Below are 14,329 nucleotides of genomic sequence, written 5' to 3'. Positions count from 1 at the left end.
CGAGCGGCAGGTGGGATTAGCTTAACTGCGCGTCCACGAAACCGGCAGCAGGCCAAAGGCCCGCTACTATGAGGACGTGCGCTTCCGGGACCGGCTCATGCCGCCGCCAACGACCACTCGTGGTTCGGCCTTGCAGTACGATGACTGGACCGCGCTGCCGGTGCCCGCACCACAGGAGGGCTTGGCCGGGAGCACCGCCGACGAAGGTCGAGACGATGACCCGACCGGCTCTGAGCACAGGCACCAGCTCGAGCTCAGCCGCGTGAAGCCGGTCGAGAAAAGCCAGCCCATCGAGAATGAGTTCGAGTTCGACACGGATCGCGACGACGAGATGGAGGACGTCGCCACCCGGAACCGGCGCATGACCGGCCTCATGCAAAGCGTCGCCCGACAGGTCAGCCTCAATCCCAATGACGGCATGGAGCTGTGATCGCCATGGCAGTTCGCACGAAGAAAGCGCAGATCTCGGTCTATCTCGAGCCCGACATCATGGACCTGCTCGCGCACTACGCCGCCCAGCGCGGCCAGTCCATGTCCCTGATCGCCCAGGCCGCGATCGCCTCCTTTCTGTCGCCCGACAGCTCCGAGCGCCAGGAGGCCGCGCTTGCCCGGCGCCTCGGCCAGATCGATCGCCGCCTGGCCCGGCTGGAGCGGGATCTCAGCATCTCGACCGAGGCCTTCGCCACCTTCATCCGCTTCTGGCTCGCGACCACCCCCGCGCTTCCCGAACCCGCGGCCCAGGCTGCGCGGGCCAAGGTCTCCGAGCGCTACGCGGCCTACACCCGCGCCCTCGGCCGGCGCCTCGCCAAGGGGCCGCAGCTGCGGCAGGAGATCGTTGAGGATGTTGGGGGATCAGAGGAAGATGGGGGCGGCCGGAGTTGACCCATACCTGCCCCACGACTGCCCTTTCAGCGACGTCCGCTTTGCGCCGCCATTCCAGTCATTCATCCGGCCTTGGCCGAGTACCGAAAGCAGACCTTCTTCTTTGGTCGGTGCTAAGACCGAAATGGGGTGGAGAGCGGGATGGCAGCTTCTGGACTGCTACGCTCAGAGAACGGGCATGCCGATGCCGACCAAGGCTTAAACTTGACGTGTATGCCGGGGGCAGCGGCTATGCGCCTGCAGCGCTAATCATGCCTACGCCACTTCCACGTTCCTGCGCCTGTAGCCGAGCCAGGCGAGCGATGCGGCGGCGACGGCAAGCCAGGGCAGGAGCAGGACGTTGAGCGTCTGCCAGCCGAACGTCTGAAGCAGAGCAGCGGCGCTGAAGGACGAGGCGAGACCGACCGCGAAGATCGTCATGTCGTTGGTCGCCTGCGCTTTGCCACGCTCTGTCGCCGTGTAGGTGGTGGTGAGCAGCGTCGTGCCGCCGATATAGAGGAAGTTCCAGCCCACGCCGAGGAGGGTCAACGCGCTCGCGAAGGAGCCGAAGCCGGTTCCGGTGAGGGTGAGCAACACGTGTCCGGCGAGGATCAGTACGCCTGCCAGCATGATCTGGAGCACGCCGAAGCGGGCTATCAGCGAGCCAGTGACGAAGGAGGGCAGGAACATGCCGAGCACATGGAGTTGGATGACGGTGGCGGCCGTCGAGAGATCGTGATGGTGATGCACCATGGCCAGCGGCGTCGCGGTCATGGCGAGGATCATCACCCCGTAGCCGGTCGCCGCGCCGAACAGCGCAACCAGATAGGCGGGCTGCGAGACGATGGCCCACCACGAACGGCCCGCCTCGGATACGCCCGCTTTCTCCCTCGGCGCGGGCACGCGCAAGGCGGAGAGCAGGCCCGCCCCGGCAAGGGACACCAGCGCCAGCAGCAAGAACGAGCCCGCATATTCGGCCGGGAACAGTTCCGCGCCGAAGCGGCCGACCATCGGCCCCGCCAGCGCGGCCACCACGCCGCCGGACAGGACCAGCGAGATGGCGCGCGATCGGAAGGCATCGTTCGCGACCTCGCCCGCCGCGAAGCGGTAGAATTGCGCAAAGGCTTGATAGGCGCCGATGAGGAAGGTGCCGAAGGAGAGCAGCAGCAGCGAGCCGATCCAGATGCCCGCCGCACCCGCAATGCCGCCTCCCACGCCGAGCAGCGCGCCCAGCACGAAGCCGGCCCGCCTGCCCACGCGGGTCATCCACATCGAGGCCGGGAAGGTGGAGGCAGCCGTGCCGAGGAACATCGCCGCGATGGGCATGGTGGCCAGTTCGGGCCGCGAGGCGATGTGGCCACCGGCCAGCCCGCCTACCGTCATCACCATTACCGAAGCTGTCTGGAACAGCGCCTGCGCGCCGGCGAGCAGGAAGACCTGCCTGTGCATGAACGAGGGCGCCATCAAAACACCAGCACCTTGTCGGTGGCGATCGTATTGGCCGCCAGTTCATCCATCGTGCTGCGGCGCGCGCCCTCCATCATCTCGGCTTCGCTCAAGCCGCGCGCGTCCATACAGGTGCCGCACAGCAGCACCTCGCCCTTGCCGGAGGCGATACGCTTTAGCATCCGTTCCATATTGTAGTGGCCGTCCGGCGTCTTCTGCCCTGCCTTGGCGGCAACGACTGCATCGGCCATCAGGAACACAGTGACGGTGTTCGCCGCGTCGGCCTTGGCGAGCGCGTGGGCCAGCCGCAGCCCGTTGTAGCAGCGTTCGGTGCCATAGGGCGGATCGTTGAGGATGATGAGCGTCTTCATGCGCTTTGCCCCTCGCAGCGGCGTGTGTTATTCTTCATTCAATAATTCTATTGAATGAGCTAACGTGACCATGACCGGCATGTCAATCCGCAATCCCAAGCAGGCGCTCTACGTGCAGTTCGCCGCCGTGGCCAAGGCGCTCGGCAACCCGCAGCGGCTGGAGCTGGTCGAGCATCTGGCGCAGGGGCCGCGCAGCGTCGATGCGCTGGCGACCAAGCTCGGCCTGCCGATAGCCAACGTCTCCCAGCATCTCCAGGCCATGCGCCGGGCCGGTCTTGTCACTTCCGACCGTGACGGCAAGTTCATCAATTATCGTCTGGCCGACGACAGCGTGCTCGCCGCCTTTGCCGCCATTCGTGTGGTCGCGGAGCACCATTCGGCAGAGGTGGAGCGCGTGGTGAGGGGCTGGTTCGACCGCCATGACGATATGGAGCCGGTCACGCGCGACGAACTGGTATCGCGCATGAAGGAGGGTCTGGTCACCGTCATCGACGTGCGCCCGGCCGACGAGTTCGCGCTCGGCCATCTGCCCGGCGCGATCAATGTACCGTTATCCGAACTCGACAGCCTGCTGCCCGATCTTCGCACCGACCGTGAGATCGTCGCCTACTGCCGTGGCCCCTGGTGTGTAATGTCTTTCGAAGCCGTTGCAGAATTGCGCAAGCGCGGATTCAGCGCCCGCCGACTGGAAGACGGCTTGCCGGAATGGAGAGCGGCAGGGATGGTCGTGGAGCCAGTTCTGCAGGGGACACAGCGGTAGTTTACGGACCATAATCCCCCAACGGTATAACTGCTTCCAGGCCCAGCGTTGCTGGCCCCGAATGACTTGGATGGGGTCGGATCCGGCCAGTCGGCAACGCGCCGCCATCTCGGCTATTGATGTGGCAACGGCCGCGGCCCGAAAGCGATGGGGTGGACGCCCCCTGACGGCATCGATGTGCCAGAGTGGAGTGTTCATCACCACTGGAAGAGGTGTCCGTGAGCGAGATTAGCACAGTCGGCATCGATCTGGCCAAGTCGGTTTTCTAGGTTCACGGCGCGGACCGGGGCGGTAACGCGATCCTGCGCAAGAAGCTGCGGCGTGACCAGGTTCTGGCATTCTTCGCGTCGTTGCCACGGTGCGTCGTGGCGATGGAAGCTTGCGCGAGCGCCCACTACTGGGCCCGCGAGATCGCTGCTTTGGGCCACGATACGCGGCTCATCCCGCCGGCGTACGTGAAGCCGTTCGTGAAGCGGCAGAAGAACGACATGGCTGACGCGGAGGCGATCTGCGAGGCGGCGCAGCGCCCGACGATGCGGTTCGTTCAGGGCAAGAGTGCAGAGGCGCAGGCATCGGCCGTGGTGTTTCGTACGCGCGACATCCTCGTGCGCCAGCGCACCCAGCTGATCAACGCCTTGCGCGGGCACCTCACCGAGTTCGGCTATGTCGTGCGGCAGGGTGTCGGACATGTCGGCAAGCTGGTCGAGATCGTAGGCGATCCCACATCAGACATCCCGGCTGAAGCGCGGCCGGTACTGGTCGTCATCGCACAGGGTTTGCAGGCACTGCAGGCGCAGATCGCTCTTCTCGACCGCGAGATCGCGGCCCGGGCAAAGGCAGACCCGGTGGCGCAGCGGTTGATGACCGTCCCGGGCATTGGTCCGGTCATCGCGACGGCGCTGGTCGCACTGGCGCCAGCCGCCAGCACCTTCCGCCGCGGGCGTGACTTTGCGGCATGGCTAGGTCTCGTCCCGCAACAGCACTCCAGCGGCGGCAAGGAGCGGCTCGGGCGAACGACCAAGATGGGGGAGCGCAGCCTGCGACGGCTTCTGATCCTAGGCGCGAGCTCGGCGACCAAGGTCGCGGCGCGCGATCCCGACAAGGCTAGCTGGTGGCTGGCCGGCATGTTGGCGCGCAAGCCGCGTATGCTGGTCACGGTCGCACTGGCCAACAAGATGGCAAGGATCGTCTGGGCGCTGATGGCGCACGACGGATCCTACAGAGCTCCGGCCGCGGCGGCATAACCGCCACGGCTCGAGGCGTCAGGGACGCAAGGTAAGGTCAGCAGAGAGGTATGGCGCAACGGTCAGCAGACGGGGTCGGGAAAACCAGTGAAATGTCCGGGCGCCTCGAGCGCGCAAAAGAGATCTGGACCCGATCCGCGATCTCCATACAGGCCAGCAGCCGTGATGATGGCTGCATCAACAGGCCGGACACACGGAAGCACCTGAACCCGCGCGACATGCCCTCAAAAACCTCTTGCATCCAACGGGGCGTCCACACACGGATATTCGCGAGGTGGCGCACTTCGGCACCTTTGCGCCAATAGCTCGCTTGTTACCCTGAAAAAGGACAATCGACCCGGGACGAGCACCCTTCAGCCAAGGCCGAACGTCTTTCTCAGTCCCTTCTCCACGGGACCCGCAGGCATGAAGCGGCGCAGTTTGGCGAGCAGGGACGCCTCACCCTTCGGCGTATGGCGCATCTTCCATCCGCCCAGTGCGGCGCGCACGATCGTGGCGGCGACAGAATCCGGCACGGGGGCTTTCTGAATGTTCTTCTGGATCGCTCGTGAAACGATGTCGCGCTCCCTTCCATAGGCGACAATCGTCGAGGCCGCCTGCGGCGCGTTCAAATCGAGGTTGGTCTTGGCGAAGGACGGTTCGACCAGCGCCACGCGGATACCGAACTGGCGCACTTCGTAATCCAGGGTCTCGGACAGCCCCTCGACGGCATGTTTGGATGCCGCATAGAGCGCCATATAGGGCGCGGGCAGGAAGCCCAGCACCGAGCTGACATTGTTGACCAGGACGTCGATGCGCCTAGCCTGCGCGATAATGGTCGCAATACCGCGTTCGATCGAGACCTCGTCGCGAACGTCCATCTCGACAAGCGTCACGCCGGGAACCGGTTGCGCCTTGGCCAGATCGCGCACGGTGCCGTAGACGCGGCAGCCCGCTTCCGCGAACTTTAGCGCGGTAGCGCGGCCGATGCCGGATGAGACCCCGGTAACGAGGACGATTTTGGTGATCGACATGATCATTCCTTTGAAGCGTGCGTGCGATGAGAGCGGCTGAACGCTCTCACTCGGCGGCCATGGCAGGGTGCGTTGCGGGTCTGTGCGCGACGTCCGCATGGACCTCATCAGGCGTGACCTTGATGCGGAACCAGGTGGCGTAGAGCGCCGGGAGGAAGAGCAAAATCATCACGGTGCCGACGGCGGTGCCGCCGATCAGCGTGTAGGCCATCGATCCCCAGAACACGGAGTGTGTGAGCGGGATGAAGGCGAGCACCGCCGCCAGTGCGGTCAGGATCACCGGCCGCGTCCGCTGGACGGTCGCCTCGATGACGGCGTGATAGTCGTCGAGGCCGGCTGCCTTGTTCTCCTTGACCTGCTCGGTCAGAATCAGCGTGTTGCGCATCAGGATGCCGGCAAGCCCGATCAGGCCCAGAATGGCGTTGAAGCCGAAGGGCTGGTTGAACAGGATCAAGGTTGGAACCACGCCGGCGAGGCCGAGCGGCGCGGTGAGCATCACCATGGTCATCGTCGAGAGGCTGCGGACCTGCAGGATGATGACGATGAGCATCGCGGCGATCATCAGGGGGAAGATCTTCACCAGGGCGACATTGGCCTTGATGGATTCCTCGATGTTGCCGGCCATCTCGATGCGGTAGCCGACGGGGAGCGAGGCGATCAGCGGCTGGAGCGCCTGCATCACCTGCTGGGAGACCTCCGGCGGCTGCGTCGCTTCATTGACATCGGCACGCACCGTGATGACGGGCGTGCGGTCGCGGCGCTTCAGGATCGGCTCCTCGAAGCGGATCTCCGAGCGCCCGATCTGGTCCAGCGGGACCTGTCGGCCGTCCCTGCTCATCAGCGAAAAGTCGGCGAGCCGGCCCGGATCGAGCCGATTGTCGCCGGCGCTGCGGGCCACGACGGGCACGTTGCGGATGTTCTCGCGCACCTGCGTGACGGGAATGCCGGTGAGCAGCAATTGCATCTGCTGGGCGGCCTCCGTGGGCGAGAGACCGATCAGGTTGAGCCGGTCCTGGTCGGGAACGAAGCGCAGCACGGGCGAGCGGTTGCCCCAGTCGCGATTGGCCTGCCGCACGTCCGGCACGCCGCTCATCAGGATGAGCGCCTGCTCGGAGATGCGGTACAGCTCAACGGGGTCGGGGCCCATGATGCGGAACTCGACCGGGAACGGCGTATAGGGCCCGAAGACCAGCTGGGTGACCCGGACAAAGGCTTCGGGAGCGAGCCCCTCGGCGATGGCGGCGCGCAGGTCGTGTTTCAGCGCCTCGCGTGCCGCGGCATCGGGCGTCAGCACCACTATCTTGGCAAAGGACGGATCGGGTAGTTCCGGCGCCATGGCGAAGAAGAAACGCGGCGCACCCTGGCCGATATAGCTGGTGACAATCTTCGCCTCGGGGCGCTCCTTCAGCCAGCGCTCGATCTTTTCCACGGCCGCCGTGGTGGTCTCGATACTGGTGCCTTCCGGCATGCGCACTTCGACCAGGACTTCGGGACGATCTGACGTCGGGAAGAACTGCTGCTTGACCGCGCCCATGCCCATGACGGAGAGCGCCATGGCGACGCCCACCACGGCGCAGGTCATGAATTTGTGCCGCACGGTGAATTTGATCACCGCGCGCAGGCGCCGATAGTTCGGCGTGTTGTAGATGGCGTGATGGCCGCCCTCGATCGGCTTGATGGCGGGCAGCATCTTCACCCCGAGATAGGGCGTGAAGACCACGGCGACGATCCACGAGACGATCAGCGCGAAGCCGACCACCCAGAAGATGTTGCCGGCATATTCGCCGGCGGCCGAGGCGGCGAAGCCGACCGGCATCAGGCCGATGATAGTCACCAGCGTGCCCGAGAGCATCGGCGCCGCCGTATGGCTCCAGGCATAGGCGGCCGCCCTGATGCGGTCCATACCCTCTTCCATCTTCACCACCATCACCTCGATGGCGATGATGGCGTCGTCGACCAGCAGGCCGAGCGCGAGGATCAGCGCGCCGAGCGTGATGCGGTCGAAGAAACGGCCGGTCTCCAGCATGATGAGGAAGACCATGGCCAGCGTCAGCGGCACCGCAAGCGCGACGACGATGCCCACGCGCCAGCCCAGGGCAGCCAGACTCACGAACAGCACGACGCCGAGCGCCATGACAAATTTCAGCATGAACTCGCCGACGGCCGCGTCGATATTGACGGCCTGGTCGCTGACCTTGGCGAGCGTCATGCCGAGCGGTAGCGTGGCGGCGATCGCGCTGGAGCGCGCCTCGAGCGCCTTGCCGAGCTCCAGCCCGTTCCAGCCCTGCTGCATCACCGCCGCCAGCATGATGGCGGGCTCGCCATCATGGCGGATGATGTAAGTCTCGGGATCCTGATACCCGCGCCGCACCTCGGCGACATCGGAAAGCCTGAACGTCCGCCCGCCGGCCACGATCGGCGTGTCGGCGATGGCCTTGATACTGTCATAGGCGCCATCGAAGCGGATGAAGACCTGCGGGCCGCGCGTGTCGATGGAGCCGGCGGGGGTCACAGTGTTCTGGCGCTGAAGGGCGGCGGCGATGTCCTGCGCGGACACGCCGAGCGTCGCGAGCTTGGCGTAGGAGAACTCGACGAAGATCTGCTCGGGACGCTCGCCCAGAATGTTGATCTTCTTCACGCCGGGCACGTGCAGCAGGTCCTGCCGGATGACCTCCGCCTGCCGAGCGAGCTCGCGCATGGGCATGCCCTTGGCCTTCAGGGCATAGAGGGCGAAGCTCACATCAGAGAACTCGTCATTGACGAAGGGGCCGAGCACGCCGGGCGGGAGGTTGCGTGCCTCGTCACCCAGCTTCTTGCGCGCCTGGTAGAACTCCTCCTCGACGGCCAACGGGGGCGTGTTGTCCTTGAGCGTGACGGTCAGAAAGGCAAAGCCGGGGCGCGCGATGGTCTCGACCCGGTCATACCAGGTCAGTTCCTGAATGCGCTTCTCCAGCGGCTCGGCAACGAGATCCTGCATCTCGCGGGCGGTGGCGCCCGGCCATGCCACCGTGACCGTCAGCGTCTTGATGGTGAAGGATGGGTCTTCCGCCCGGCCGAGCTTGACGAAGGCGTAGCCGCCCGCAGCCGCCAGAAGAACAATGAAGAACAGCGTGACAGCCCGTTCGCGAACCGCGAGCGCCGAGAGATTGAAGCTCATGGGACGCTCCCCTCGACCAGGGCCGCCGTTCTGACGGACGCGCCGTCCTTCAGCAGATGCGCACCCAGCGCCACGACTTCCGCGCCAAGCGCAACGCCGGTAACGGTGGCCGCCTCGCCACCGAGACGTTTGATCTCGACAGGGACGAAGTGCACGGAGGACGACGTGCGATCGACAACCCAGACGCCGGTGCGTGCGCCATCGTCCAGCACCGCGCCGATGGGGACGGTCACGGCCGGCTGATCCTCGCTGCTGGCGATGGTGATCGTCACGGTCGAGCCGAGCGGCGCCGAGGCCGCCGGGCCATCGAGCACGTAACGGGCTTCATAGGTGCGCGTCTGGGCATCGGCGGCATCGGAAATCTGCCGCAGCCGCGCCGTACTGGGGGCGCCCGTGCTGCCATAGACGCTGGCCTTGGCCGATGACCCGAGCGCCGGGCGGATCGTTTCGGGAAGCGCCACGACGGCTTCGCGTGGCCCGGCATGGGCCAACTGGATGACGGTCTGGCCGGCGGCGACGACCTGACCGGGCTCGCCGAGGGTGGCGACGACAGTGCCGTCCGTGCCGGCATTCAGCGTGGAATAGGTGGCCTCGTTCTCGGCGACATCGGCTTCCGCCTGCGCCGCGTCGAGCTGCGCCTGCGCCGTGTCCAGCCCGGCCTTGGCCTGCTCGTAGCGCTGGGGGGTCGCGGCGAGCCCGCCCTTCACAAGTGCGGCGTAACGCTTTTCATCCGCGCTCGCCTGAACCAGCACCGCGCGCGCGGCGGCCACGGCGTTGCGCTTGGCAGTCAGGGCAAGGCGCAGATCGGTGTCGTCGATCCGCATCAAAGGCTGACCCGCCTTGACCGTCTGACCGACATCGACGAGCCGCTCGGCAATCTTGCCGGGCACACGGAAGCCGAGATTGCTCTGCACCCGCGCCTCGATCAGGCCGGTAAAGCCACGCTCAACGCCCCTCACCGACGCGACCGTCGCCACGCGAACGAGGGGTGCGTCCTGCCGGGGATCGCTTGCCGGCCCGGCATGGGGCGAGGAAAGTGACAGCGCGACGACGGCGCCGACGCTGGCCACCGCGATCAATCCACCTGCCACCACGAGAATGGGCTTCTTCGTCATAGCCGCCGCCCTGTTAATTTAGATTGCATTTGACCTCTATATTCGATATAGAAATCGAACGCAATCTAAATGCAGGAGATCAGCCATGCGCGTCAGTCGCACTCAGGCGGAGGAAAACCGGCAGGCGGTGATCAACGTGGCGAGCCGCCTCTTTCGTGAGCACGGTTTCGACGGCATCGGACTGAAAGATCTGATGGCCGGCGCCGGCATGACGCAGGGCGCCTTCTACAAGCAGTTCGAGTCCAAGGAGGATCTGGTCGCGCAGGCCTCCCGGCGTGCCTTGCAGGAGGCTTTCGGCCGCTGGTCCGCCGCCGCCGTCTCCCGACCCGATGATCCGCTCGCCGCCGTGGTCGATCTTTATCTCAGCGAGGCTCACTGCGCTGAAAGATCGGAGGGCTGCCCGGTCGTCGCGCTCGGCTCGGATGCGGCGCGGCACGGCGCGGATGTGCGGGGCTCGTTCGAAGCCGGAATCAAGGAATATCTCGCCTTACTGGGCGGCTGGATCGGCGGGGCTGATGGCGGCGAGGTGGAGAGCAAGGCCATGGCTGTTCTCTCGACCATGGCGGGCGCCGTGCTGCTCGCGCGTGCGGTCAACGACGAGCAGATGTCGAAGCAGTTCCTGCAGGCCGCGGCAGACAGTGTGATGACTCAGACAGCCGCGACTGCTGCCCGCGCCAAGCCACGGCAATGATGAGGTCGACATACGCGGACGGAAGAGGAGGCTGCTAATGACAAAATCGGCCCCCATTCAGCCGTCTGGCACCGGCGAGCCGAATGTCCGTTATCATCGGCGCGGTTGCCAGAAGCCGCCGATCCGCGTCGGTCGACACTAGCCGAAGCGGGCACCGATCTTTAAGCGCGGCCTAACACGGCCCTGTTATCGGCGGGGAGCGTACGGGGGAATCGGGTGGCTGCCGAGCTTGGGGTCGGGAATTGGTTCTCCGGGCTGACATAGCTCGGAGGGATACACCATGGAACTACACGGCAAGACCATCATCGTGACCGGAGCAAGCAGTGGGATCGGAGCTGCTGCGGCACGCCTTTTCGCAGCCGAGGGAGCTAACCTCGTTCTCGGAGCCAGGCGCAACACCGAGTTGGATGAGCTTGCGGCCGAGATCGTCCAGGGCGGGGTTGGAGCAGCCGTTCATCTTTCTGGCGACGTCAAGGACGAAGCCTATGCGCTGGCGCTGGTCGAACTCGCGATCGAGCGATACGGCGCCTTGGACGGCGCCTTCAACAATGCCGGGATAGTAGGAGACATGCTACCTGCCACCGACATGCCGTTGGCCATTTGGAATGAGGTCATCGCCGTCAATCTGACGAGCGCATTCCTGGCGGCGAAGGTGCAGATTCCGATCATGAAGAAGCAAGGGTTTGGCTCCATCGTTTTCACGTCGTCGTTCGTCGGCTTCAGCAACGGAGGCTTGGCTGGTATGGGGGCCTATGCGGCCACCAAGGCGGGGCAGATCGGCTTGATGCGCTCCCTTGCCTCGGAGCACGCCGCCGATGGCATCCGCATCAATGCCCTGCTGCCCGGCGGCACGATCACGCCAGCCGGCGGCCAGGGCAACGCAGCCGTCCTCGACTTCGTTGCCAGCCTCCATCCGATGAAGCGGATGGCTGAAGCTCGAGAGATCGCGCAAGCGGCGCTATTCCTTCTGTCCGACCGATCGTCTTTCGTAACCGGGAGTCCAATGTTGGCCGATGGCGGGATCTCGGTACGCCTGGTCTGAAGCATCTGTCTGCGTCGCTTGGGCAATCGCAGGCATGTCCGCCTAAGGACCTACGTGTAGCTGAAGGGGCGACGACGTTGAGTCGCGGTGCGGACGGTCAGCTACACGGCATTCGCTATCCGATAGCTGACCAACCGCTCCCGGCCCCATTTGGGGAAGTGATTCCCGCTGTGCGCCCCGATCTCGGCCGTAGAGATCGGATTAGCGATTTCCTGAAAGCAGACGTTGCCGTGTACCGCCTCGCGGACCAGCTGACGCAGTTGCACCGAGTAGACGGACATCGTGAAGTCGTCTGTCGCGTCGATCAATGACGACACTGGCGGCCAAGGCAAGGGGCCAGGAAGGCCATGTAAAATCCTATGCAAAAATGAATACGTCAAATTGAGAAAGACGACGGTTCCCCGCCCCGCCACGTATGGCGTAAGGTGACAAACATAACGAGGAAGCTCATTTGATGGCGTCGCGACCTGCGGCGCGAGCGTGCTGGAGCGAGGCCATGATCTCGTTCGTCAGCATGTCGACGACGATCCGCCCGATGCGTGACAGCGGCTTCTTGGCATCAATCGCGACTGAGACGGTCTGCGGCTCTGCTCCCTTGTCTCGGACGGGCAAGAAGACGAGCGTGCCGGCAATGATTTCGGGGGCTGCGTCGAGTTCCGAGGTGAAAGCCACATAGCTTCCGCCCCGGGCGAGTTGCTTGACGAGTTGCAGGGAATTCGTGACCAGCGCCTTGTGCGGATCGGCAAACAGCCAGCCATAGCGCGCGTCGAGATAGCGGCGGATCATCAGCGCCTTGCTCTGCAGCGCGATGGGGTGAGCCACGACTTCCTGAAGGCTGACCGTCTCGCTTCGCGCCAGCGCGTAATCGGGCGCCACGACGCAGCCGAACGGTAGTTCCGCGCTCCAATGAACGTGGATGTCCCGGCGCGGCATGAGATTGAAGATCGCCGCAACGTCCGCGCTGCCCGCCAGCAAGCTTGTAAGCGCATCGTCCGGGCTCGCGACCTCGACCTCCAGCGAGATGCGCGGCTGATCTGTTCTTCCGTGAACCGTGCTCGCTTCATCTGTCCGTCCTTCAGAAGGCCGGACTCTAAATCGACGTGGAGGATAAACGCAGTGGCAGGTCAGCAGATAAGAGAGGTGCGCCGTGATTGACCTCGAGAGCGTCCAGTCGCATTTGCCGACCTTCCGGCCCGGTACCGTCTGGCTGGTCGGCGCGGGTCCCGGCGATCCGGCGCTGTTGACTCTGGCCGCGCTGCACGCGCTGCAGAACGCCGATGTCGTGGTGTATGACGCGCTGGTGTCGGAGGGCGTCCTGGCCCTGGTGCCCGGCCGGACGTCGCGCGAATATGTCGGCAAGCGGGGCGGCAAGCCGTCGGCCCGGCAATCGGACATCACCGCGCGGCTGATGGAACTCGCCCGTTCCGGCCTTCGCGTGGTTCGCCTCAAGGGCGGCGACCCGTTCGTCTTCGGCCGTGGCGCGGAAGAGGCGGCGGACCTCGCCCGCGCGGGTATGCCGTTCCACGTGGTCTCGGGGATCACGGCCGGCATCGGAGGCCTGGCTGCCGCGGGAATTCCGCTGACCTCGCGCCTGACCAATCACGGCGTGATCTTCCTGACCGGCCACGTGACGACGCGCGACGCCGCCCCGGTAGATTGGCGGCGACTCGCCGGAACGGGCCTGCCACTGGTCATCTACATGGCGCTCGGCGCGCTGCGCGACATCGTCGCCCAGTTCCTGGCGGCGGGCATGGCGCCGGAAACGCCCGCGGCGGCGATTTCGAACGCGACCCTTCCCGATCAACGCGTGCTCCTCAGCCGTCTGGAGCGCCTTCTGCCGGATGTGGAAGCCGCCCATCTGGCCCCTCCGGTCATTATCGCTCTCGGCGCCAACGTGGCGCTGCGCGCCGCCCTCGGCGCCGGCGACGATCCCGGTTTCCGGCAGGTCCGTTGCGGCCCGACGGGGCTGGTCCCGGCCGGCACCGACGCGGACGGCGCGGCGCGCCATGGGCACGGTTTCAACATACCTATTCTGCGCGATGCCGAGCTGCCATAAGCGGCGGGTACTTGTGCGGAAGGCCCGCCTCGGCTATGGAGCCTGCGCTCCAGGGCGCGGGTGACTTCCGCGCCGCGCGTGTGGAGAGGTGCCGGAGTGGTCGATCGGGACGGTCTCGAAAACCGTTGTGCGTGCAAGCGTACCGTGGGTTCGAATCCCACCCTCTCCGCCAGTTATTTCGTCTAAAGCCTTGATTTACAAGGCTCTTTACGACTGACTTAACCCAGCCACCCTCATTTTACCCCACATTTTTGAACTGCTGCGCGCCCCGATCGACCATTGAGCGCCCCCTCGCTGGGGCCGCGCTCTTGCGGTCCTACGGGCGCCCGGTCGTGCGCTGCGGCCCGGCCCCTTACCGTGAAGCGGAGGCGATCTCCTTTAAAAGGTCGATGAAGGCGCTCGTGCGGATGCCCTTCTGATTTTGCTTGAGATCAACGGTCTGCACGACAACGAGCCGTTTCGTCGGCACAACGGCTATGATCTGGCCGCCATAGCCGGACGCGTAGAATGCGTTCTTCCCCCAAATGTCCTCGGGAAGGGTCCACCACATATAGCCATAGCCCTGCCGAATCC

At 65.2% G+C, this 14,329-nt stretch carries 13 protein-coding genes, 1 tRNA gene and 2 pseudogenes; 8 read left to right on the top strand and 8 right to left on the bottom strand.

Annotated elements, in window-relative coordinates; translation table 11 throughout:
• Positions 1 to 130 precede the first annotated feature (130 nt).
• Complete coding sequence (locus tag KHC23_RS06900; RefSeq protein ID WP_213370840.1) at positions 131 to 430, top strand: hypothetical protein; 300 nt, start codon at positions 131 to 133, stop codon at positions 428 to 430.
• A gap of 5 nt (positions 431 to 435) precedes the next feature.
• The gene (locus KHC23_RS06895; RefSeq protein ID WP_213370838.1) at positions 436 to 882 is read left to right on the top strand and encodes a CopG family transcriptional regulator; all 447 of its coding nucleotides are present in this window, start codon (positions 436 to 438) and stop codon (positions 880 to 882) included.
• A 255-nt stretch (positions 883 to 1,137) separates the two neighbouring features.
• Here the strand turns inward: KHC23_RS06895 and KHC23_RS06890 are convergent, their stop codons facing one another.
• Together KHC23_RS06890 and KHC23_RS06885 are read right to left on the bottom strand one after the other, a co-directional pair.
• A complete protein-coding gene (locus KHC23_RS06890; protein WP_213370836.1) occupies positions 1,138 to 2,310 on the bottom strand; it encodes an MFS transporter in 1,173 nt (390 codons plus the stop codon).
• Between the two features lie 14 nt (positions 2,311 to 2,324).
• Positions 2,325 to 2,678, bottom strand: coding sequence for a DsrE/DsrF/TusD sulfur relay family protein (locus tag KHC23_RS06885; RefSeq protein WP_213370834.1), 354 nt, complete (start codon positions 2,676 to 2,678; stop codon positions 2,325 to 2,327).
• Positions 2,679 to 2,757: 79 nt separating this feature from the next.
• On the opposite strand from KHC23_RS06885, the gene KHC23_RS06880 reads away from it, so the two are divergent.
• Both KHC23_RS06880 and KHC23_RS06875 read left to right on the top strand, forming a co-directional pair.
• Positions 2,758 to 3,438 (top strand): ArsR/SmtB family transcription factor, encoded by a 681-nt coding sequence (locus KHC23_RS06880; protein ID WP_213370842.1) that lies wholly within the window; start codon positions 2,758 to 2,760, stop codon positions 3,436 to 3,438.
• A gap of 218 nt (positions 3,439 to 3,656) precedes the next feature.
• Positions 3,657 to 4,682: pseudogene (locus KHC23_RS06875) on the top strand (IS110 family RNA-guided transposase).
• Between the two features lie 353 nt (positions 4,683 to 5,035).
• Here the strand turns inward: KHC23_RS06875 and KHC23_RS06870 are convergent.
• From KHC23_RS06870 to KHC23_RS06860, 3 genes are read right to left on the bottom strand one after another with little or no spacing between them, the layout of a single operon-like run.
• On the bottom strand, positions 5,036 to 5,695 hold the full coding sequence (locus KHC23_RS06870; RefSeq protein ID WP_213370832.1) for an SDR family NAD(P)-dependent oxidoreductase: 660 nt from the start codon (positions 5,693 to 5,695) through the stop codon (positions 5,036 to 5,038).
• Positions 5,696 to 5,741: 46 nt separating this feature from the next.
• Positions 5,742 to 8,852, bottom strand: coding sequence for an efflux RND transporter permease subunit (locus tag KHC23_RS06865; protein ID WP_213370830.1), 3,111 nt, complete (start codon positions 8,850 to 8,852; stop codon positions 5,742 to 5,744).
• Complete coding sequence (locus tag KHC23_RS06860) at positions 8,849 to 9,967, bottom strand: efflux RND transporter periplasmic adaptor subunit (protein WP_213370828.1); 1,119 nt, start codon at positions 9,965 to 9,967, stop codon at positions 8,849 to 8,851. The genes KHC23_RS06865 and KHC23_RS06860 overlap by 4 nt, the downstream gene beginning before the upstream one ends.
• An 85-nt stretch (positions 9,968 to 10,052) precedes the next feature.
• Between KHC23_RS06860 and KHC23_RS06855 the strand changes: the two genes are divergently transcribed.
• Complete coding sequence (locus tag KHC23_RS06855) at positions 10,053 to 10,658, top strand: TetR/AcrR family transcriptional regulator (RefSeq protein WP_213370826.1); 606 nt, start codon at positions 10,053 to 10,055, stop codon at positions 10,656 to 10,658.
• A 280-nt stretch (positions 10,659 to 10,938) separates the two neighbouring features.
• Positions 10,939 to 11,700, top strand: coding sequence for an SDR family oxidoreductase (locus KHC23_RS06850; protein WP_213370824.1), 762 nt, complete (start codon positions 10,939 to 10,941; stop codon positions 11,698 to 11,700).
• A gap of 101 nt (positions 11,701 to 11,801) precedes the next feature.
• On the opposite strand, the gene KHC23_RS06845 is transcribed toward KHC23_RS06850, so the two are convergent.
• Together KHC23_RS06845 and KHC23_RS06840 are read right to left on the bottom strand one after the other, a co-directional pair.
• Positions 11,802 to 12,008, bottom strand: coding sequence for a hypothetical protein (locus KHC23_RS06845; RefSeq protein ID WP_213370822.1), 207 nt, complete (start codon positions 12,006 to 12,008; stop codon positions 11,802 to 11,804).
• A 139-nt stretch (positions 12,009 to 12,147) separates the two neighbouring features.
• On the bottom strand, positions 12,148 to 12,723 hold the full coding sequence (locus KHC23_RS06840; RefSeq protein WP_271188741.1) for a LysR substrate-binding domain-containing protein: 576 nt from the start codon (positions 12,721 to 12,723) through the stop codon (positions 12,148 to 12,150).
• Between the two features lie 124 nt (positions 12,724 to 12,847).
• Here KHC23_RS06840 and cobA point away from each other — a divergent pair, with 124 nt between their 5' ends.
• Both cobA and KHC23_RS06830 read left to right on the top strand, forming a co-directional pair.
• The gene (cobA, locus tag KHC23_RS06835; protein ID WP_213370820.1) at positions 12,848 to 13,756 is read left to right on the top strand and encodes a uroporphyrinogen-III C-methyltransferase; all 909 of its coding nucleotides are present in this window, start codon (positions 12,848 to 12,850) and stop codon (positions 13,754 to 13,756) included.
• 82 nt (positions 13,757 to 13,838) lie between these two features.
• Positions 13,839 to 13,928 (top strand) — tRNA-Ser (locus KHC23_RS06830).
• A 180-nt stretch (positions 13,929 to 14,108) separates the two neighbouring features.
• Here KHC23_RS06830 and KHC23_RS06825 read toward each other — a convergent pair.
• A pseudogene (locus KHC23_RS06825) lies at positions 14,109 to 14,329 on the bottom strand (serine hydrolase domain-containing protein); the annotation flags it as partial.

The organism is Ancylobacter dichloromethanicus, assembly GCF_018390645.1.
Taxonomy (GTDB): Bacteria; Pseudomonadota; Alphaproteobacteria; order Rhizobiales; family Xanthobacteraceae; genus Ancylobacter; species Ancylobacter dichloromethanicus.
This window is presented reverse-complemented; position numbering and strand designations above follow the sequence as displayed.

Bases quoted from the DNA above. Each gene is read 5' to 3' on its own strand.
- KHC23_RS06895 (WP_213370838.1), top strand. From the start codon at position 436: ATGGCAGTTCGCACGAAGAAAGCGCAGATCTCGGTCTATCTCGAGCCC.
- KHC23_RS06890 (WP_213370836.1), bottom strand. From the start codon at position 2,310: ATGCACAGGCAGGTCTTCCTGCTCGCCGGCGCGCAGGCGCTGTTCCAG.
- KHC23_RS06885 (WP_213370834.1), bottom strand. From the start codon at position 2,678: ATGAAGACGCTCATCATCCTCAACGATCCGCCCTATGGCACCGAACGC.
- KHC23_RS06880 (WP_213370842.1), top strand. From the start codon at position 2,758: ATGTCAATCCGCAATCCCAAGCAGGCGCTCTACGTGCAGTTCGCCGCC.
- KHC23_RS06870 (WP_213370832.1), bottom strand. From the start codon at position 5,695: ATGTCGATCACCAAAATCGTCCTCGTTACCGGGGTCTCATCCGGCATC.
- KHC23_RS06865 (WP_213370830.1), bottom strand. From the start codon at position 8,852: ATGAGCTTCAATCTCTCGGCGCTCGCGGTTCGCGAACGGGCTGTCACG.
- KHC23_RS06860 (WP_213370828.1), bottom strand. From the start codon at position 9,967: ATGACGAAGAAGCCCATTCTCGTGGTGGCAGGTGGATTGATCGCGGTG.
- KHC23_RS06855 (WP_213370826.1), top strand. From the start codon at position 10,053: ATGCGCGTCAGTCGCACTCAGGCGGAGGAAAACCGGCAGGCGGTGATC.
- KHC23_RS06850 (WP_213370824.1), top strand. From the start codon at position 10,939: ATGGAACTACACGGCAAGACCATCATCGTGACCGGAGCAAGCAGTGGG.